This is a genomic window from Sorangium sp. So ce381 (assembly GCF_051473845.1).
Taxonomy (GTDB): domain Bacteria; phylum Myxococcota_A; class Polyangia; order Polyangiales; family Polyangiaceae; genus Sorangium; species Sorangium atrum.
In genome coordinates, this window is the sequence record NZ_CP150336.1 from 11,434,941 (window position 1) to 11,454,203 (window position 19,263).

Below are 19,263 nucleotides of genomic sequence, written 5' to 3' on the forward strand. Positions count from 1 at the left end.
ACGCGCGTGGACACCCTATGCCCCCGTATGGGCGTGATCTGCCCCTTCTGCGGCAAATTGCCCCTGCCGCCCCGAAGGGAGCCCCCGCCGGCGCCGCCTACGCCTCGAACAGCGCCCCGCCAAGGAGCGGGGTCGAACCCGTCGAGGCCGCTCCACCGCAAGGCAGGACAGCATGGCACGGGCGCTGCAAATCCTGCGGGGCTGAGCTCCGAGGACCGCGGTAAACGGTCCAACGACACAGCGTTGGCGGGCCAGAAGAAGGAGAAGTTGCCATGAACCTGACGGAAAGCTGGATTGGCGATAAGCCCCTGGTCCCGCCTTGCGGCTTGTTCGGCAAAGGTCAGCATATCGTCCTGGCCGAAGACGACGATGACTTCCGGTCCACGATCGCCATGGCGCTCCGCAGCGACGGGTTCGAGGTGTCCGAGGCGCGAAACGGCCTCGAGCTGCTCGACAAGGTGGCGCCCTGCCTCGGTGGGAACGAGCCCCCGAAGCCGATCGACGCGATCGTCAGCGATATCCAGATGCCCTGCTTCTCAGGGATGGAGATCCTGGAGGGCCTCGCCGAGGTGAGGCGGCGGCCGCCGGTCATCCTGATCACCGCGTTCGGCCACCCGCACCTCCACGCAGCCGCACGCAGCCTGGGCGCCTCGGCCGTCTTCGAGAAGCCGTTCGATCTGGACGACCTCCGCAGCGTCCTGTTCAACCTGAAGGACGCGCCCGGCTTCGACGGCGGTTACTGACGAGGACTGACGTGGACTGACGAGGACTGACGAGGACTGGACGAGGGGTCGCGCCTGCGCGCGCCGGGGCCGCCGCTCAGCCGTCCGGCCGCGGGAGCGGGGTCGCCGCCGCCCAGCGCGCGACACAGCCCCGCTCCTCCTCGGTCATCTCGAGCATGCTCGCCACCGTGCCGTCCAGGTGGCGCCGGGCGTCGGCTGGCAGGCCCGCGTTCGCTGGGCCGAGCTCCCGTCCGAGCGCGTCGAGCGCCGCGATCAGGGCGGCTCCCGCCGGCGGGGGCGCAGGGATCGCGCGCAGGTGCGCGATCTTCACCTGCGGCATGCCCTCGCGCGCGTCCCGGTGACGGGTGTAATGCCACCAGCGGACAGGAGAGGAGTTGAGATAACAGAGCAGCGCGAACTCGCTCCAGGTGGCGTCGGAGAAGCCGGCCAGGATCGAGTTGCGGAACGGGAGGCCGTCGCTCAGCGCGGCGATCGGATAGCGGGCGGTCTGGCGGATGAGCAGCCGCACCGCCTTCCAGTCCTCGTCCTTCCGGAAGCGGCCCTTCACGCCGGCGCGATCGACGTGGTGGCGCGGAGCGCGCGCGACGAGCTCGCCCACGTCGGCGCCCTCCCGGATGGGGCAGGTATACGGCGGCTCCGGGGCGTCCGCGCGCCGGATGCGCTCGGCGTCCTCGGCCGTCGTCTGGAACCCGCGCTCGCCGAACAGGGCCGCCGGCAGCGGGGGCAGCGCGCCGAGCCGCTCGAGGAGCCGGCGGGACACGACGTCGAGATCCGAACGCGCGAGCGGCCACGAGGCGATCGCAGCCGCCCGCGGGGCGGCGGGGGCGAGGCGGGTCGAGAGGAGGCCCATGCACGGCTGGAACACGCCGTCGAAGGCGCCGCTGCCGAAGCTCGGAAGGTCGGAGTCCACGGCGCAGAGCGCGTCGTGCGCGCGCCGCGTCGGGCCGTATCCATCGAGATCCGACACCGACGTGGGGATGACGAGGCCGAGCCGCCCGCCCGGCCGCAGCAGCGATGCGGCCCGGTGCACGAACAGGCCGTGCAGCGAGCGGTAACCGTGGAACGCCGGGTTCCTCCGGAGATGGAGGTGGAAGACCTCGGGCGCGATCGGCTGCGCCGCGCGGCCGACGTACGCGACCCACGGCGGATTGCCGATCACGGCGTCGAAGCCCGGCTCGGGGCGATCGAAGACGCAGGGGAACGCGAGCTCCCAGTGCAGGAACCGGCGCTCCTCGGCGATGCGCCGCGACAGCGCCGCCCGCGGATCGGCCGGCTCGCGCGCGGCGGCCATGTAGCGCGCGAACGTGGCAGGCTCCGGCGCCAGGGCCGCGAGCTCGCCCGCCGGCGGCCAGAACCACAGGGCCATCCAGGCGTCGAGCGCCGCCTGGTCCGCCCCCTCGGGCCCATCGCCGAGCGCTCGCTCGGCGCCCTCTGGCCCACCGCGGGGCGCTCCCTCGGCGCCCTCCGGCCCACCGCGGGGCGCTCCCTCGGCGCCCTCCGGCCCACCGCGGGGCGCTCCCTCGGCGCCCTCCGGCGTCGCGCCCTCCGGCCGCGGGGGAAGAGGAGCCTGCCGCAGAAGGGCCCGCCGTGTTTGCCGCTCCCCGCTGCCGCCGGGCAGCTTCGCGGCGGCCGGGAAGCCGCCGACCTCCGCGCGCTCGGCGCCGATGAGGCTATCGCCGCAGCGGAGCTTGCCGTCGAGGAAGCTCAGCGGGAGGCGCGCCTCCTGCACGACGAGCCACAGCGATAGCCTGGCGAGGTCGACCGCGAGCGGGTCGAGGTCGACGCCGTGCAGACAGCGCTCCGCCACGAGCGCCATCGCGCGAGCGAGCGGCGGCTGCGGCGGCTCGTCGCGCGCGAGCGGCGGCGCCGCGCCGGCGCTCTGCCACGCCTCGACGAGGCGCGCGGCGAGCTGGCGGCATGCCTCCACCAGGAACGCGCCGGACCCCATCGCTGGATCGCACACGGCGAGCGCGAGGACATCCGCGGGCGCCGCCGGCCGGCCGTTCCTGTCGAGCAGCGGCGACAGCGTGCGCTCGACGACGTGCGACGTGATCTCCCGCGGCGTGTAGTACGAGCCCGCGCGCCGCCGGAGCTGCCCCGGCTGCAGGTAGAGCGCGCCCCGCGCGATCCGGTCCGGGTGCCGCGGGGACGCGCGTCGCGCGAGCGCCTGCGACAGCTCGGCCACGCTTCCGGCCGCGGCGACGCGCGCTGCCGGCCGCGCGCCGAGCTTCAGGTCCGCCGCCTCCTCGAGCCGCGCGAGCCGGTCACGGCCGGGGAGGGCGAGGAGCGCCTCCAGATCGACGACGATGTGCGACGGCAAGAGCGCCATCGACTCGCCCTCGGCGATCTCGAGGTCCAAGGCGATCAGGCCCTCGTAAAGCGTGCCGAGGTGCTCGACCTCGAGCTCGCCGTAGCGCAGCGGCACGCCGTCGTGCGCGAGGAGCGCCGAGAGCACCCGGTGGAGCGCGCCGTCGCTGAGCCACGGTCTCCCCTCCAGGAAGGGATGGGCGTCCGGATCGCAGAGGCCGCCGCGCGCGCCCCCGGGACCGCGATCGCGGAGCGCGCGGAAGAGCGCCGCGATCCTCGCCCACGCGCCGTGGCGGCGCTCGAGGTCGTCTCCCTGCCGTCGCCGTTCTTCCTGGAGATCCTCGAAGAGCCGAGCGAGCGGCGCGCCGCCGCCTTCCACGCCGGCGAGCAGGCCGCGCGCCTCGGCGTAGAGGAGGAAGATGAGCCGCATCAACGCGGACACGAGGCCGGCGCGGAGGCGCCGCCGCCCTTCGGCGGAGCCGGCGCACGCGACGTCGCCGCCCTGCGTATCCGCCGCCTGAAAGCCGCGGAGGACCTCGCCGAGCGCGCCCTGCGCCCGGTCCCGGAGCTGCCGCGCCACGCCGTCGGCGGACGGCCCGGATCCGTCGAGGGACGCGCCCGTTCCCCTCGCGGCGCCGCGCGGGGCGAGGGCGCCGCCCCGTTCACGGTCGCGGCCCAGGGCGGCGCTGAGCTGAGGGCATTCCGAGGACACGCAGGTTCCGCAACAGCATTGCGGATGAGACCGGGTGCAGGCAAGCGCCCCGGCGCGGCGTCGCGCCCCGTCGTGGCGGTCCGCGCGGCCCGCGGCCGGCCTTGGCGCCGCGCGGACCGCCACGGCGGGACGAACGCCGAGAGGAGACCTCCATGTCCCGACCCCTTCCGGCGCTCTCGGCGCTTGCCCGTGCCGCTCCTCGAGCCGCGCGGCGCGCTGGAGAGGAGTCCTTCCTCGCCCGGAGGTCCTCACCCAGCACGGTTTACCGAGATCCTCGTGAAAGCATCTCTGGCACGCGGCCCCATGGAGGTATGGTTCGTGCCGCATGCTCAAGAATGAATCCTGAGCTGTTCGAACGATACGCACTCGCTCATTCACGCAATTCACGCGCTGGCTCCGTGGCGCGGCGCGGCGCCCTGCTCGCCGCGCTCCTGCTCGGGATCTCGGCGTGCCACGGCGCGAGCGAGGACCCTGCGCAGGAGCCCACCGGCGCGGTCGCCGGCGGGATTGACCTCTATTCCGGCATTCCCCAGGACGGCATCGTCCTCGGGGACCCGGACGCGCCGATCACGCTGGTGGAGTTCTCGGATCTGCGCTGCTCGCATTGCCGGGATTACGGGCTCGAAATCTTGCCGGTGATCCTCGAACGCCATGTGAGGACGAAGCAGGTGAAGCTCGTATTCCGGAATCTCGCGTTCCTCGGTCCGAGCTCCGTGCAGGCTGCGCGCATGGCTGCCGCGGTCGGGATGCAGGATCGGCTCTTCGATTTCGTCGACCGCTTCTTCCGGCTCCAGGAGCGCGAGCGCCCGGCGATCACGGACGAGCTCCTGTTGCGCGTCGCCTCCGAGGTGCCCGGCGTGGACGCCGATCGAGCGATGGCGCAGCGCGACAGCCCGGAGGTCGTGAAGCAGCTCGAGGCCGCGCGGGCCGAGGCGGTGGCGCTCCAGGTCCGGGGCGTGCCGGCGCTGTTCCTGATCCGGAAGGGGCAGGAGCCCCGCCGGCTCCGCCTCACTTCGATGTCGCCGGAGCCGATCTCCCGCGCGATCGAGGAGATCATGCTCGAGCCGCAGCCGCCCGGGTGAACCGCCGCGACCGCCGCGATGACGCGGGTGAACCGCCGCGGCCGCCGCGACGGGCACCGGCGCATCGCGCGCTTTTTGGTACGCTCGCGCGGGGATGACCGCATCGCCGCTCGTGTTCCCTCCCCGCCCCCCCTCGCTGCGCGGCCGTCGCCGCGAGCTCGCGACGCTCGTGGCGACGGTCCGCGCGTCGCGCCCGACCCGCGTCGCGCTCGTCGGCACCGGCGGCAGCGGCAAGTCGACGCTCGCGTGCGCGCTCGGGCACAAGCTCGCGCGCGAGCTCCCCGGCGGGATCCACTGGTTCCGGGTCGGCGCATGGGACGCGCGCACGCTGCGCGGCATGCTGTCGCTCCGCTTCGGGGCAGGGCCGTCGCCATCGCTGCCTGCGCTGCGGAGCCGCCTGCGGGCGCTCGGGGAGATGCTCATCGTGCTCGACAACCACGAGCACGACCGCGCCGTCGCCGAGCTGCTCGACGGCCTCCGCGACGAGGCGGTGACCTGGGTCATCACGGCGCGGCGCTGCCTCGTGGCCGGCGTCTCCATCTTTCCGGTCATCGCGCCGCTCGTGACCTCCGGGCGGAGCCCCTTCCCTGCGGTCGCCTCGCTGACCCGCCTGCTCCGCTGGAACCCGGTCTCCCTGGAGCTCGCCGACGCGATCGTCGAGAGCGGCGCGGCCGACGTCGCCGAGCTCCACCGGTGGCTCGTGGCGGGCGGCGTCGACCGCGTGCAGGTCATCGATCACGAGGACGACCTCCCCGAGGTCGGCCTGCTCGTCGCGTGGGCTTTCCGCGGGCTCTCGCCGGCGGCGCGGCGGATGCTCGCGGTGCTCGCGCACTCGAACGGCGACCACATCGACGAGGGCTCCCTCGCCGAGCTCGCGCGGGCCGGACGGCGCGCCGGCGACGCGCTGGCCTCGCTGCGCCGCTTCCGGCTGGTGCAGGAGCCGTTCGCGGGCCGCTTCGCGCTGCACGCGACGGTGCGCCACGCCGTGTTGAAGCGCACGCAGATGGATCAGCGCCGCTTCTTCGATCACTACGTGGCGCTCCTCGAGCGCTCTCCGGAGCGCCTCGATCTCGAGCAGACCCACCTGTTCGCGGCCATGGACTACGCGCACGACATCGGGAGCGTGGCGGCCGCGCTCCGCGTGAACGAGCTGCTGTCGCGGCTGTCGCTCTGAAGCCCGCGCCGGCTCCGGGAGCCCCGTGCGAGCGCGAGCGTCGATGGACGCCCTGGCCGCTCTCCCTGCTCGATCCCGCTCGATTTCAGGTCACCGCGGCGCCTCCGGGCCCCCCACGTGCTGGCGGCAGAGCTCGACGAGGCGCTTCAGCACCCATTGCCCCGCGGGCCCCTGCACGAGGCCCGGCCTGTGGACCACGGCGAGCGGCAGGACGTGCTCGTCGTCCCCCCACGCCGCCGGCCAGAGGCGGACCAGGCGCCCGGCGTTGAGGTCGTCGCGGATCATGTGCTCTGGCAGGTTCCCCCAGCCGAGCCCCGCGCACAGGAGCTCTCGCTTGGTCTGGAGATCCACGACGCGCCAGGTGCGGGGGGACAGGACGGCCTGCTCCGGCGAGCGCGCTCCGCCGCGCTCGCTCAGCACGATCTGCACGTGCTCGCGCAGCTGCTCGGTCGCGACGCGCGCGCCGCGCGGCCCTGCTGCGGCGAGCGGGTGTGTCTTGCCGACGACAGGCACCATGCGCACCGAGGTGAGGTGCTGGCGCTCGAGCCCCTGGGCCGTCGCCGTCGGCCCCACGACCCCGAGCTGGCATGTGCCGTCGAGGACGCGATCGGCGACGGCGGCCATGGTCTCGGTGTGGACGACGAGCTCCACGGTGGGGTAGACGCGCGCGAACTCGACGCAGAGATCGACGAGCGCGGACAGCGGAAAGACGGCATCGACGCACAGCGAGACGAGCGGGTCGAGGCCGCCGGCGAGCCGCTGCGCGGTGCTGCTGAGCGCGTCGGCGTCGGCGCACACCCGCCGCGCGGCGCCGAGCAGGACGCGGCCGTGCTCCGTGAGCGCCGGGATCCTCGTCGACCGGTCCCAGAGGGCGACCCCGAGCTGGCTCTCCAGGTTGGCCATCGCGTGGCTCACGGCCGACTGGACACGCCGGAGCTTCCTGGCCGCGGCCGAGAAGCTGCCCTCATCGGCGACCGCGATGAACGTGCGCAGCTGTTCGAGCGTGATGGAGTCGTGCACCGCGCATCACCATGCCACGGCCCGCCGCGGCGCGGTGCGGTCGCAGGGTAAGTGGGTGGGCGCGTGCGTGCGCCCGCCGGAGGCCGCGGCCCCTCTGCGCTGGTGATGTCCCTGAAAGCGGCGCGGCGGCCAGGACAGGCGAGGAGCGTTTTCCCAAGGGGTCTACCCTCCAGCGGGCCCGCATCGTCCGCGGGAAGGTAGACCCCTTTTTCTCACGCTCCTCGCCTGCCCCGGCCGCCGGCCGCGCGCTCAGCCGAGCGCGCTCGTCACAGCCTGGAGCAGGCCTACCCGCCTGTCAAAGCGCCGGCTTGGCGTTCTTCACGCACTCCACGAAATACTCGTGGAACCACTGCCCCGCCTGCGGCGCGCGCGTGTCCGCGTTCTCCTTGCCGCAGAACAGGTCGTAGCGCGGCTGACCCTCCTGGCCCACGCCGTCGGAGTCACCCGGCGGCTTGACCCACACGAAGGCGTCGAGGTTCGTCGCGCCACCCGGGTTGGCCTTGGGCCGCTCGCCCATGCCGGCGCCCTTGTTGTTGCACCAGTAGCCCCAGTCCGCCCGGATGTTGCCGACGCCGTTGCGGCTCGTGTCGATGATGAAGTGCTTGTCGCCGAGGCCCTCGGCCGCGAGCGCCGAGGCCATGGCATCGACGTAGTCGAACTCGCCGTAGCAGGGATTGCTCTGCTGATCGTAGCTCTCCGAGCTGTAGCTGAGCTGGGTGTAGTTCGCGACGTTGGTCGCGAAGCCGCGGACGCTGGCCGGGCTGCCGGCGGCCTTGATGACCTCGGCGAAGATCTGGGCGCCCTTCTTCTGGTTGTCAGGCCAGCCGAGCCAGCCCGAGTGCGCCGCATCGATGTACTGGTACACGTGCGGCATATTGAGCTCCTTGAGCGCGTGCGCGACGTTGTCCCGGTAGGACTGCGCCGTCGTCTCGTCGCATCGCTTCCCGCCCAGGTTCGTCGCGATGTTGGGGAGCGAGTCGGGCTCGATGACCGCGGCGATGCGCTGCCCCGAGTGAGCGGCGAGGATCTGCTTGATCGGGGCGATGTACTCTTCTTTGTACCGCTGGGTGCCGTTCTGAGCGAGCTGGAGCTCGCCGTTCGACGCCTCGGCGAAGCAATCGCGGTTCGGAAGGTCGTACACGACGATGAGCGCAGTGACCGGCTCACAGAGCTCGTTCTGGAGCTTGAGCGCCGCGTCGAGGTAGGCCGGGAGCTCCTTGATCGCCTCGATCCTGTCGAGCCAGAACGCGGTCTGGATCTCCTTGACCTTCTCCATCTTCGCCTTCAGGGCCGCGTCCGTGACCTTCGCGATCGACGAGTCGACCTTGGCCACGTAACCGGGGTCCACGAACAGGTGCGCGCCCGCGAACGGGTTGCCATTCGGCGCCGCGATGTCGACCGCAGGAGAGCAGTTGCCGCCGCCCGAAGCCGCGCTGGTCGTCGGATCGACGTTGCCGGTGCTCGTCGTCGTCGGATCGACGTTGCCGGTGCTCGTCGTCGTCGGATCGACGTTGCCGGTGCTCGTCGTCGTCGGGTCGACGTTGCCGGTGCTCGTCGGGGTGCCCGCGCCCACGCCGCTGCTCGTCGGGGTGCCCGCGCCCACGCCGCTGGTGTTGCCGCCCCCGCCCGTCCCGTTCGTGTCACCGCTCCCGCCGTCCCCGCCGCACGCCGTGAGCGCAAGGATCACCGCAACCGACGTTGCCAACCCCAGCTGATGCGCATTCCTTCTCAGCATATTAAGCCTTTCATTACTTCAACGAAGAAACCAGGCCAATTCAACGCGTCAAATAGCGGGCCGAATTTAGACCAAAGGCATCTCTCGGGCAAGGACAAACGACGGCTATCCCACGCCAGCGCGGCTGCGTTAATAGTGCGCCATGTAGGTATTTTTCCACGGACGCTGAAACGGCCGACCCCCCTCGACGCGCGTCCCACGTGGCTCCTCCGCGCGGCCAGCCGCGAGCAGCTGCAGCGGTTCTGCAAGGGGAGAACGCACCGGCGGCGGGGGCGAGCGCCCTCCGCTCATCCACTCAACGCAACGCGCAATCACCGCGACTCCACAGTTGCGAGCACGGCTGCGCCCGGATGTGACACGGCAGTGTGACACGGCAGACCGATAGAAGGGTTTCAGTTCTATTTCCAAGGTTGCCGACGACGACGAACTCCGCCTCTCCGAGCGATAACGCACACCAAGGCTGCTCGGCGCTCTGCGCCAGGCGTCATGCGCGATGGCGACGCATGGCGCCATCGCGCGTCCGGGGGTCGAGGGGCGGAGTGCGCCGCTCGCCCGCGGCCTGCGCGTGGACCGCTTCGAAGCCGGGCGCTCATGACGTGACAGCGAGCAGGATCGCACGCCACGTCCGCGCCTCGCTCGTGTCGCTCGATCCGTCGCAGCGCGTCGGCGTCACCCGGCCGTCACGGAGCGCTTTCTGGCCGGTCGTCGCCGATCGGTTAGGCTTCCGTCCCCCCTTTCGTGCAGAGCCTCCCATGCGCATCGCTGTCGTCTCGCTGATCCTCGCCCTCGTCCTCAGCGTCCTGGGCCTGTATGTGCATCGGCGCGCATCCGGGCTGCTCGGCCTGGGTGTGCGCGCCCGGCGCGCGCTCGCGTGCCTGCTGGCCGCCGGCATCATCGCCATGATCTTCGCGCGGCTCGGGCGCGGCGCGCTGCCCGACGGGGTGCTCCGCGGGATGGGGCTCGCCGGCAGCACGCTCTCGCTCGGCGTCCTGATCTCCGCGGTCCTGCTCGCCGTCGTGGACCTCGGCCGGCTGATCGCCCGGCTCGGGGGCGCCGCGCTCCGGCGCGCGACGGCGGCCGGACCCGCGGAAGGCGGGACCAGCCGCCCTGCCGGCGCGACGCCTCGCCTCGAGGAGGGAGCAGCGCGAGAGGAAGGCGGCCCCGCGGCCCTGCCGCTCCCGCCGCCGGTAGAGCTGCCGGCGCTCGCCCGCCGCGACTTCCTCGCGACCGGGGCCGCTGGCTCCGCCTTCCTCATCGGCGGCGGCAGCGCGGTGTATGGCGCGCTGCTCGGGCGACACGACTACACAATCGAAGAGGTCGCTATCCCGATACCGGGCCTGCCGCGGAGCCTGGACGGGTTCACCATCGTGCAGCTGTCCGACATCCACCTCGGGCTGTTCGTCGGCGAGCCGGAGATGCGCGCCGCCGAGGATCTCGTGCGCGAGGCCCGCGGCGATCTCGTCGTGATGACGGGTGATCTCGTCGATTTCGATCCGAGGTACGCCGAGCACCTGGGGCGCCTCACGCGGAGGCTCGGCCCGCTCGCCCGGCATGGCGTCGCGGCGATCCCGGGCAACCACGACCACTTCGCCGGCATCGACGCGGCGCTGGGCGCGCTGGAGCGCGGCGGCGCGCGCGTGCTCAGCAACCGCGGGTGCGTCGTGGGTGGGCCCGGCGGCGCCTTCGCGCTGCTCGGCGTCGACGACGTGTGGGCGCGGGGGCGGGTCCCCGGCGGCGGTCCGGACCTCGGCCGTGCGCTCGCGGACGTGCCCCGCGATCTGCCGCGCGTGCTGCTCTGCCACAACCCCGTGTTCTTCCCGGAGGCGGCCGGCGAGGTGGCCCTGCAGCTCAGCGGCCACACCCACGGAGGCCAGATCAACCTCCTCGTGCGGCCCGCCGAGCTGCTGCTCCCCCACGGCTACGTCGCCGGGCTCTACCAGCGTGGCAGTTCGCATCTCTACGTCAACCGCGGCTTTGGCACCGCCGGACCGCCCGCCCGCGTCGGAGCGCCGCCCGAGGTGAGCCGTATCGTCCTCGTCGCCGCCTGACGTCACGCCCGACGCCGTCCCCGTCGAGCTCGCATGGCGCCGGCGAGCAGACGGCCGAGCTCGGTGCCGAGCTGCAGAAGGCCCCCGCGAGCTCCCGGGCACTCGAGCGTCTCCGGGACAGGCATGTTCTCGGATCCTTGATTCCCGTGCTGAGGGTGTTCACCCTCCGATGTGCGATGAGCGCAACACGTGCGACCCGTACGACACGCGCGATGCCTGAGAGGCGTGCACCACGCGCGATGCGCGCGGCACGTCAGCGCGCGCCGACGGCCTCGGGCCCCCGGCGGGCGCTCCTCCTCGGGATCGCGCTCGCGATCGGCGCCGAGGGGTGCGCGCCAGCGCCGCTCGCCGCTCCTCTCGGCCGTGTCGGCCGCAGCGATCCGCCCGCCGCCCCGCAGGAGCGCGGGCGTCGGCCGGAGAGCGCGCCTCAGCCCGCGCCGGCGCCTCCGCCGCCCGCGGACGAGCCCGAGCTCATCGAGCTCGAGGTCCCGGACTTCGGCCCCGCGGTGGTCGTGACGCCGCGAGGCGTGGGGCCGCGGCCCCTGCTCGTGGTCGCGCACGGCGCGGGCGATCGGCCCGAATGGCACTGCGACATCTGGCGCGGGATCGTGAGAGGGGCCGGGTTCGTGCTCTGCCCGCGCGGCAAGCCGATCGACGTCCGGGCGCCGGACGCCGGGCGGATCTTCTATTACCCGGACCATCACGCGCTGAGCCGCGAGGTCGCGGCGGCGGTCTCGGCGCTGTCGGCGCGCTTCGGGGATCGGGTGGATCTCCGCGACCCGATCTATGCGGGGTACTCGCAGGGGGCGATCATGGGCGCGCTGCTCTTGCCCGGGCATCCCGCCCGCTTCGCGCGAGCGGCGCTGATCGAGGGTGGCTACGGCAGCTTCGACGAGTGGACGCCCGGCGCCGCCCGGCGCTTTCACGGCGGCGGCGGGGCGCGCGTGCTCCTCGCGTGCGGCCGGGCCGACTGCGCGGCGCAGGCGCGCAGGACGCGGGAAGTGCTCGAGCGCGGCGGCGTCACGGCGCGCGTCGTCCACGCCGTGGGGGCCGGCCACAGCTACGGCGGCCTGATGGAACGCGCGCTCCACGAGGCGTACCCGTGGGTCGTCGAGGGCGATCCCCGCTGGCTCGACGGCGGGGCCGCGTCGCCTGCGGACGGGGCCGCGTCGACCGGCAAGGCCGCGCCGACCACGGACGGGGCCGCGCCGACCGGCAAGGCCGCGCCAACCACGGGCAAGGCCGCGCCGACCGGCAAGGCCGCGCCAACCACGGGCAAGGCCGCGCCGACCGGCAAGGCCGGCGCCCGCTCAGCAGGACGCGGCGGCGATGCTGCGCGCGCGCTCGGCCAGCCCCTGGACGACGGAGTGGAAGCTCCGCAGCTGCCTCACCTTTCCCTCGCCGAAGCGCCGCTCGATGCCGCGCCGGAGCGCCGGCACCCTGGCGGTCCCGCCCGTGCAGCACACGACGTCGATGTCGTCGAACGACAGGCCCGCGTCCGCCACCGTCCGGTCGAGCGCGCCGAGGATCGCGTCGATCTGCCGCTCGCTCCCGGCCTCGAACTCCTCCCGGGCGACGCGCTCGCGGATGTGCATCGACGGGTAATCGAAGCGGAACTCCGTGGCCGCCTCTCCGGACAGCGCGCACTTGCTGCGCTCGATCTCCTCGAAGAGCCGGAATGCCAGCGAGTCCTCCACGAGGCAGAGCAGGTTGTCCATGCGCTGCCGATCCTCGGGCCCGAGGGACCACGCCTTCACGTCGCGGAGGAAGGCGAGGACGTCGCGGTGCTGGAGCACCGTCATGTCGGCCGGTGAGCAGAGCTTCTCGGCGATCGATCGCGGCATGGTCAGCTGGTTCGAGCCGAGCGGGACGCGGTAGGTGACCTCCGCGCCGAAGTGGCGGGCGATCTTGTGGCGCATGAGGCTGCCGTCGAGCGCGTCCCCCGCGACCGAGACGCCGCCGAGCGACAGCACGTCGGACGGCGAGAACCCCTCCGGCCGCATCCGGACGATCGTGTAATCGGACGTCCCGCCGCCGAAATCGGCGACGAGGACGACGGCCCCGCGATCGAGCTCCAGGTGGAAGTCGTGCGCGGCGGCGACCGGCTCGGGGCAGAAGGAGACCTCGCGGAAGCCGGCGATGCGCGCCGCCCGCTCGAGGCGCTCCTCGGCGAGGCGATCGTCCGCCGGATCGGCCGAGAACTTCGCCGGCCTGCCCAGCACGACCCGCGCGACGTCGGCGTCGAAGTGGCGGTTCGCCTGCTCGCGCATCTGCCGGAGGAAGCGGCCGATCAGGTCCTCGATGGTCACGACCCGGTGCCCGATCTGCGTGCCGGAGAAGCTGCGATCGGGGAGGTATTTCTTGATCGAGCGGATGAAGCGGCCCTGCATGCCGTTCGCGACGAAGTCGCTGATCGCCGCCGCGCCGCAGGAGAACCGCTCCTGCCCGAAGAACAAGAGGCTCCGGAGGACGGTGGGATCGGCCGCCGCGGCGTCGAGCGGGATGGGCGGGCAGGTCGCCTCCGCGCTGGCCGCCGAGAGCAGCGAGTTGGAGGTACCGAAATCGACGGCATACACCTCGGGCCTGAATCGTGCGGACATGATCTCGCCTCCTCGTGGGGTGCTTCGCGAGACGCGGATCTGGCGCACATAGCCACTATTTACAAGCTATCGAATGCATGCGAAAATGCTGACGGGCTCGCGGGATGAGCAGAATTTACCGCTCTGACACACGCGACGCAGAGCGGCGGTCTCCCGCACAGGAGACGGGCCCAGATCGGCGTTTTCGGCGCGGAAGCGCACTCCTGTGCGCTGAGCACCGAAAACGTCGAGGTGGGCCCGTATCCGAAGCGGGTGACCGCCGCTCTACGACACGCGGGTCACGCGCCGCAGCGCCACGGTGAGCACGACGAGCGCGATCAGCGTCGGCAGGGCGATCACGCCGACGTCGATCCAGCCGAGCCAGTCGGCCGGATCGAGGCCCAGGGCGGGGATCGGCAGCGCGAACGCGTTGTAGGCGGCGGCGCCGAGCGCGAGGGCGCCGCACGAGACGAACAGCCACACGAGCGCGCCGAGGAGGCCGTTGCCGAGGCGCTCCATGGCCGGCGCGCTCCGCCAGCGGCCGACGAGGACGCGGAGCGTGGCGACGAAGGCGATGAAGGCCAGCGCTCCCGCGGCGCCCGCGGCGAGGAGGACCTCGCTCTGGCTGAGCGCCCGCCGCTCGGTGATGCCGTAGACCCTGCGGAGGACCATCGCCGCGCTGGTGAAGACGGCCGCGCCCGCGGCGAGGCTCACGGCGATGGACAGCAGCGACGCGAGGGGGCGAGCGCGCCGCGCCTTGCGCGTCACGTCGTCCGCGCTCTGGCCCTGGGCGTTCGGGATGACGACCGTGGCCCGCTCGTCGTTCGGGGCGCCCTCGGTCACCGCGACGCCCACGCCGAGCGCGCGCGAGGGCGCGAGCGGATCCTGCAGATCGAAGTCCGCGAGCAGGCGATCGAGCTCCTGGGCGGACGGCGGCCGGTCCTCGCGCGCCCGGGCCATGGCGCGCTGGATCAGCGCCTCGAGCCCCTCGGGGATCGTCTTGTCGATGTCGCGCGGGCGCCGAGGATCCTCGGTGAGCAGGCGGAGCATGGTCCGCGTCGGCTCCTCCTCGGGGAAGGGCCGCTCGCCGGTCAGCATGCGGTACAGCACGGCGCCGACCGCGTAGATGTCCGCGCGCGAGTCGACGTCGGCCGAGCCGCGCGCCTGCTCCGGCGCCATGTACTGGGGCGTGCCGACCACCGAGCCGGTGCGCGTGAGGTCGGCGCCGTCGAGCACCTTGGCGACCCCGAAATCGAGGATCTTCACGTGGACGCTGCCCCCTTCGCGCCGGACGAGGAACAGGTTCGACGGCTTGAGGTCGCGGTGGACGACGCCGGTCGCGTGGGCCGCGGCCAGGCCGCGGCAGACCTGGCGCGAGATCGTGATGGCGGTGGGGAGCGGCAGCTTGCCGACCTGGTCGAGGAGGCCGCCGAGGTCCTCGCCCTTGAGCAGCTCGGTCACCATGCACGGGCGCCCGTCCTTGAGGCGGACGATATCGACGACGTCGATCACGTGCTCGTTGCCGACGCGCGCGATCGTCTGCGCCTCGCGCTCGAAGCGCGCCATCGCCTCCCGGTGGCTGGCGAAGTGCTCGTGCGGCACCTTGACGGCGAAGCGCTTCGGCAGGCGGATGTGCTCGGCGACGTAGACGCGGCCCATGCCGCCCGCGCCGATCACGCCGGTGATGCAGAAGCTCCCCGCGAGCAGCTCGCCGACCATCGGGTCGCTCGCGGTCACGCCCTGGAGCTCCAGGGCCGTCGCGTCGATGGGGCAGACGAGGAAGTCGAGCGGGTACCGGACGCCGCACACGGGACAGCGTCGGGTGGGCCTCTCCGGGGGTACCTGCTGCCGTGCCTGGTCCGGGGCGGCTTGCCTGGCTAGGTCGGCCATCGACGGCGAGTCTAGACGAGAAGCGGGTTCCGGGCGCGACGGATCGGCCCCGCCTCGACTGACGCAGGGCGACGCCGGAGAGCCCCGCCGGCGGCCGCGCGGCGCCCTGGCGGCGTCCGCGGCGCGTTCCGGTGTCACGCGGGCATGGAGAGACGGCCCTCCTGGCCCGGCCTCGTCGCGTCGATGCCCACCCGTGGGGAGCTGTCGCCTTCGCTGGCTGCGCCGATGGGCGGGTGGTCCCAGACCGGCGAGCGACCGCCGGAGCCCCGTGGCCCCGCGACACGGGCCGCGATGTGCGCGTGATCCGAGCGTGCCTGATCGCCGTGAAAGCGGAAGTCTTCAATGGCCTCCCTCCTGTCCTCCTGGGGGCACCCTGGATCGCCGACACCGGTGGACACCTGACCCCACGACGTCCGTTCGCGCCGGCGAGGAGTGGAATCGCGACACGGAGGACGGGTATCGAGCAGGGCCTGACAGATCCCTCATTTCATCGGCATTTTTAGAGAAATATTGAACAGGGAGGCGGGGAGACGGGGAGATTCATGGGAGTTTATTTCCCTTCTCTCCGCCTCTCCGCCTCCCTGTGAATTCTCCCGGACCATTCGCGGGGATGCTTCAGGAGCAGGCCACCTCGGAGCTCAGGCAGGGCCCGAGCCCGCTGCGGGCGCGGCTTCGCGGCTCATGATACGACGAAGGAAGCTTGAGGCGCGAGCGTTGTGCTGATGGGCTCGCTGGGGTATAGCGAGCTTCGATGGCATCTTATCACGGCGCCCCGACCGACGTCGCCTCGGTCCTTCGCCAGGTTCGCAGGCCCAGGCGGGCGGTCGTCACCGCAGGCATGCCCTACGCCAACGGGATGTTGCACCTTGGGCACCTCGCGGGGGCGCACGTCCCTGCGGACATCCACGCGCGGTGGCTGGGCCTGGTCATCGGCCGCGAGAACGTCCTCTTCGTCTGCGGCACCGATGATCACGGCTCCGCCAGCCAGATCGCGGCGCGGCAGGCCGGGGTGCCGATACGCGAGTTCATCGACGGCATCCATGAGAAGCAGCGCGCGAGCCTCCGGCGGTATGACATCGATCTCGACGTCTACTCGGGGACCTCGCGGCCGGAGTGCTTCCCGATTCAGCAGGAGCTCGCGCACCGCTTCCTGAGGCGCCTGCACGGGAACGGCCTGCTGGAGAAGCGCACGAGCAGCCAGTGGTTCGATCCGGAGCTCCAGTGCTTCCTCCCCGACCGCTTCGTGCGCGGGCGCTGCCCCAACCCGAAGTGCGACAATGGAGACGCGTACAGCGACGAGTGCGATCGCTGCGGTCACCAGCACTCGCCCTCGCAGCTCGGCAGTCCGCGGAGCGCGCTCAGCAACGCCACGCCGGTGATGCGCGACACCGCGCACTGGTGGCTCGACATGTGGGCCGTGTCCGAGACGCTCCGGGGCTGGATCCAGGGCAAGCAGGGCGCGTGGCGCCCGGCGGTGCTCGCGGACGTGCTGAACACCGTGATGCCTTCGCTCCGCTTCGAGGCCGACCTGGCCCCGACGTACAAGGAGATCAAGGCGTCGCTGCCGAAGCACAAGGCGAAGTTCACGCAGGATCGCAAGGTCCTGCTGCAGCTCGGCAGCAAGCCGGAGATGGAGGAGGCGCGCGCCGCCCTGGCGCGCCACGGCGTCCCCAGCGAGCCCGTCGAGGACTGGGCTCACCGCGCCATCACCCGCGACGTCGCCTGGGGGCTCTCCTTGCCGGTGGATCTCGATCCCGAGCTCGCCGGCAAGACGCTCTATGTATGGCCCGACTCGCTGATCGCGCCCATCGCGTTCTCGCAGGTCGCGCTCGCCCGGAGGGGCGTCGATCCGGCCCGGTACGTGGACTTCTGGTGCGATCCGGAGGCCAGGATCTACCAGTTCCTCGGCCAGGATAACGTCTTCTTCTACGTGCTCATGCAGGGCGCGATGTGGCTCGGCGCGCAGGCCGATCCGCGCCGGCTGCCGGCGCCCGGCGAGCTGCAGCTCACCGACGTCCTCGGCTGCTTCCACCTGCTCGTCGGGGGCGACAAGATGAGCAAGTCGCGCGGGAACTTCTTCACCGCCGATCAGCTCCTCGACGAGAAGGGGTATTCAGCGGACCAGATCCGTTATTACCTGGCGCTGCTCGGCCTCGCGGAGAAGCCGTCGAACTTCGATTTCGCCAAGCTCGACGAGCGCAACCGGTTCCTCGCCGGGCCGCTCAACGCGGCGTTCGAGCGGCCGATCTCGGCGGCGCACTCGAAATTCGATGGGCGCGTGCCCGAGGGGGCGCTGCTCGACAAGGTCGCCTCGGATACCGTCCGCATCGTCCAGCGCTACGTGCGCGCGATGGATCGCGCCGACTACCCGACGCTGCTCTTCGAGATCGAGAACTACGCGCGCGTCATCAACAGCCTCTTCGCGCAGTTCAAGCCGCACGACGACCGGCACCCGGAGCAGGGCCGGCGCGACGCGCTCTTCTCCTCGTTCTACGTGCTCAAGAACCTGATGATCATGCTCTACCCGTTCGTCCCGGCCACGATGGATCGGCTGCGGGAGTCGCTCCGACTCCCGCCGGACGTCTTCCGCCTCGATGAGCTCGGGACCCCCATCCCCGCCGGGCACGCCATCGGTCCCAAGCAGGTCTACTTCGCGCCGGTACCGGAGGAGTAGCTCCGCGAGTCAGAAATCCCGCCAGAAAGACCGGTCGATGACGGGTGGTAGCCGTGCGCATGGGCGGCGCCGTGTGGATCGTGACAGCGAGAACGACATGAACGGGAAGGTCTGCGTCGTCACCGGCGGCAACACGAGAATCGGCAAGGAGACGGCGCGCGGGCTGGCGCAGCGCGGCGCGACGGTGGTGCTGGCGTGCCGCGACACGGGGAAAGACGAGGCCGCGCGCGTGGACATCGCGCGCACCACCGGCAACAAAGAGCCGCGGGCCCCTGTCGGCTTCGCGGAGCAGGGCTCGCCTGACAGCTGATCCTCCGCCATGCAGCGCACGAGGCGGGCGCCGAATCAGCCGGACGCTCGCCCGACACGCCGCCAGTCGCGCGGCGTCATCCCGAACGCCGCCTTGAAGGCGCGCCCGAAATGCGACACGTCGTGGAAGCCCCAGGCGAAGGCGATATCGGCGATGCCGCGCGCTCGCAGCGCCGAATCGACGAGGGCGTCGCGGCATCGCGAGAGCCGCCGCGACAGGACCCAGCGCATGAACGTTTCGCCGCTCTCGGCGAACAACCCGTGAAGGTAGCGCGTCGACATGCCGCAGCGCGCGGCCACGGTCGCCGGGCTCAGCGACGGGTCGGCGAGGTTGCGCTCCACGTACCGCTTCAGCGCGTGGCGCCGGGCTTCACGCACGGACGCGCCATCGGAGCTCGCGCCGGCCTCCGGCGCGTTGCACGCGAGCGCAAGCAGCTCGATGAGGATGTCGGAGGCCGACCCCGTGACAGGCTCGGGCAGGACGTTCTGCGCGAAGGCGCGCATGTAGCTCGACACAAGCGCTCCGACCCCTTGTCGGCCCCTGACAACATTGCCGACCGCCCGGTCGATGCCCGTCAGCCTCGGTCGCAAGAGGTCGTAGGGGACGGACACGACGATCCGCTCGTAGTCGGTCTCAAACGACAGCTCGCCAGGACGAGTGCCATCGAGCAGCTCGATGTCGCCCGGCTCGGCCTGGCGGACCTCGCGCCCCTGGCGCAGCGTGCATAACCCGGCGAGCTGCATCGCGACGAAGAAGCACTCGCGCGACGCGCGCGCGATCTCGGGCTCCCCGCGGAAGACCCCCTGCGCCGACGAATGAAGCCGGGTGACCCACAGCGACCCGGCCCCGCGCCCCTCGAGCATGCCGAAGAACGGACCACGTCCGCGCCGCTCGGTGCGCAGCCCCAGGAACACCCGGCCCGCCATCTCCTGCCAATACTCCGCGCGCTCCTTCTCCGGAACGGCGTCTGTAGTGAAAGAAGCGAACAT

At 72.1% G+C, this 19,263-nt stretch carries 12 protein-coding genes; 6 read left to right on the forward strand and 6 right to left on the reverse strand.

Annotation, left to right across the window (positions count from 1 at the left end; genetic code table 11):
- Positions 1-272: 272 nt before the first annotated feature.
- The gene (locus tag WMF29_RS42920) at positions 273-743 is read left to right on the forward strand and encodes a response regulator (RefSeq protein WP_437325833.1); all 471 of its coding nucleotides are present in this window, start codon (positions 273-275) and stop codon (positions 741-743) included.
- Between the two features lie 76 nt (positions 744-819).
- Here the strand turns inward: WMF29_RS42920 and WMF29_RS42925 are convergent, their stop codons facing one another.
- Entirely contained in the window at positions 820-3,762 is a 2,943-nt protein-coding gene (locus tag WMF29_RS42925) for an Eco57I restriction-modification methylase domain-containing protein (protein WP_437325834.1), read from the reverse strand.
- Positions 3,763-4,160: 398 nt separating this feature from the next.
- Between WMF29_RS42925 and WMF29_RS42930 the strand changes: the two genes are divergently transcribed.
- Together WMF29_RS42930 and WMF29_RS42935 are read left to right on the forward strand one after the other, a co-directional pair.
- Positions 4,161-4,844, forward strand: coding sequence for a DsbA family protein (locus WMF29_RS42930; RefSeq protein WP_437325835.1), 684 nt, complete (start codon positions 4,161-4,163; stop codon positions 4,842-4,844).
- Positions 4,845-4,938: 94 nt separating this feature from the next.
- Positions 4,939-6,018 carry a hypothetical protein gene (locus WMF29_RS42935; RefSeq protein WP_437325836.1) on the forward strand — a complete coding sequence of 360 codons (1,080 nt, stop codon included), beginning with the start codon at positions 4,939-4,941 and terminating at the stop codon, positions 6,016-6,018.
- Between the two features lie 90 nt (positions 6,019-6,108).
- Here WMF29_RS42935 and WMF29_RS42940 read toward each other — a convergent pair whose 3' ends face one another.
- Together WMF29_RS42940 and WMF29_RS42945 are read right to left on the reverse strand one after the other, a co-directional pair.
- Positions 6,109-7,038, reverse strand: coding sequence for a LysR family transcriptional regulator (locus WMF29_RS42940; protein WP_437325837.1), 930 nt, complete (start codon positions 7,036-7,038; stop codon positions 6,109-6,111).
- Between the two features lie 295 nt (positions 7,039-7,333).
- Entirely contained in the window at positions 7,334-8,725 is a 1,392-nt protein-coding gene (locus WMF29_RS42945; RefSeq protein ID WP_437325838.1) for a glycoside hydrolase family 6 protein, read from the reverse strand.
- Between the two features lie 800 nt (positions 8,726-9,525).
- On the opposite strand from WMF29_RS42945, the gene WMF29_RS42950 reads away from it, so the two are divergent.
- Entirely contained in the window at positions 9,526-10,821 is a 1,296-nt protein-coding gene (locus tag WMF29_RS42950; protein ID WP_437325839.1) for a metallophosphoesterase, read from the forward strand.
- Between the two features lie 1,310 nt (positions 10,822-12,131).
- On the opposite strand, the gene WMF29_RS42955 is transcribed toward WMF29_RS42950, so the two are convergent.
- Positions 12,132-13,421 carry an Hsp70 family protein gene (locus tag WMF29_RS42955; protein ID WP_437325840.1) on the reverse strand — a complete coding sequence of 430 codons (1,290 nt, stop codon included), beginning with the start codon at positions 13,419-13,421 and terminating at the stop codon, positions 12,132-12,134.
- 264 nt (positions 13,422-13,685) lie between these two features.
- A complete protein-coding gene (locus tag WMF29_RS42960; protein ID WP_437325841.1) occupies positions 13,686-15,209 on the reverse strand; it encodes a serine/threonine-protein kinase in 1,524 nt (507 codons plus the stop codon).
- Positions 15,210-16,041: 832 nt separating this feature from the next.
- Between WMF29_RS42960 and WMF29_RS42965 the strand changes: the two genes are divergently transcribed.
- On the forward strand, positions 16,042-17,964 hold the full coding sequence (locus tag WMF29_RS42965; protein WP_437325842.1) for a methionine--tRNA ligase: 1,923 nt from the start codon (positions 16,042-16,044) through the stop codon (positions 17,962-17,964).
- Between the two features lie 97 nt (positions 17,965-18,061).
- Complete coding sequence (locus WMF29_RS42970) at positions 18,062-18,274, forward strand: hypothetical protein (RefSeq protein WP_437325843.1); 213 nt, start codon at positions 18,062-18,064, stop codon at positions 18,272-18,274.
- 35 nt (positions 18,275-18,309) lie between these two features.
- Here the strand turns inward: WMF29_RS42970 and WMF29_RS42975 are convergent, their stop codons facing one another.
- Entirely contained in the window at positions 18,310-19,263 is a 954-nt protein-coding gene (locus WMF29_RS42975; protein ID WP_437325844.1) for a helix-turn-helix domain-containing protein, read from the reverse strand.

Bases quoted from the DNA above. Each gene is read 5' to 3' on its own strand.
- WMF29_RS42970 (WP_437325843.1), top strand. From the start codon at position 18,062: ATGAACGGGAAGGTCTGCGTCGTCACCGGCGGCAACACGAGAATCGGC.
- WMF29_RS42920 (WP_437325833.1), top strand. From the start codon at position 273: ATGAACCTGACGGAAAGCTGGATTGGCGATAAGCCCCTGGTCCCGCCT.
- WMF29_RS42935 (WP_437325836.1), top strand. From the start codon at position 4,939: ATGACCGCATCGCCGCTCGTGTTCCCTCCCCGCCCCCCCTCGCTGCGC.
- WMF29_RS42965 (WP_437325842.1), top strand. From the start codon at position 16,042: ATGGCATCTTATCACGGCGCCCCGACCGACGTCGCCTCGGTCCTTCGC.
- WMF29_RS42950 (WP_437325839.1), top strand. From the start codon at position 9,526: ATGCGCATCGCTGTCGTCTCGCTGATCCTCGCCCTCGTCCTCAGCGTC.
- WMF29_RS42955 (WP_437325840.1), bottom strand. From the start codon at position 13,421: ATGTCCGCACGATTCAGGCCCGAGGTGTATGCCGTCGATTTCGGTACC.
- WMF29_RS42975 (WP_437325844.1), bottom strand. From the start codon at position 19,263: ATGTTCGCTTCTTTCACTACAGACGCCGTTCCGGAGAAGGAGCGCGCG.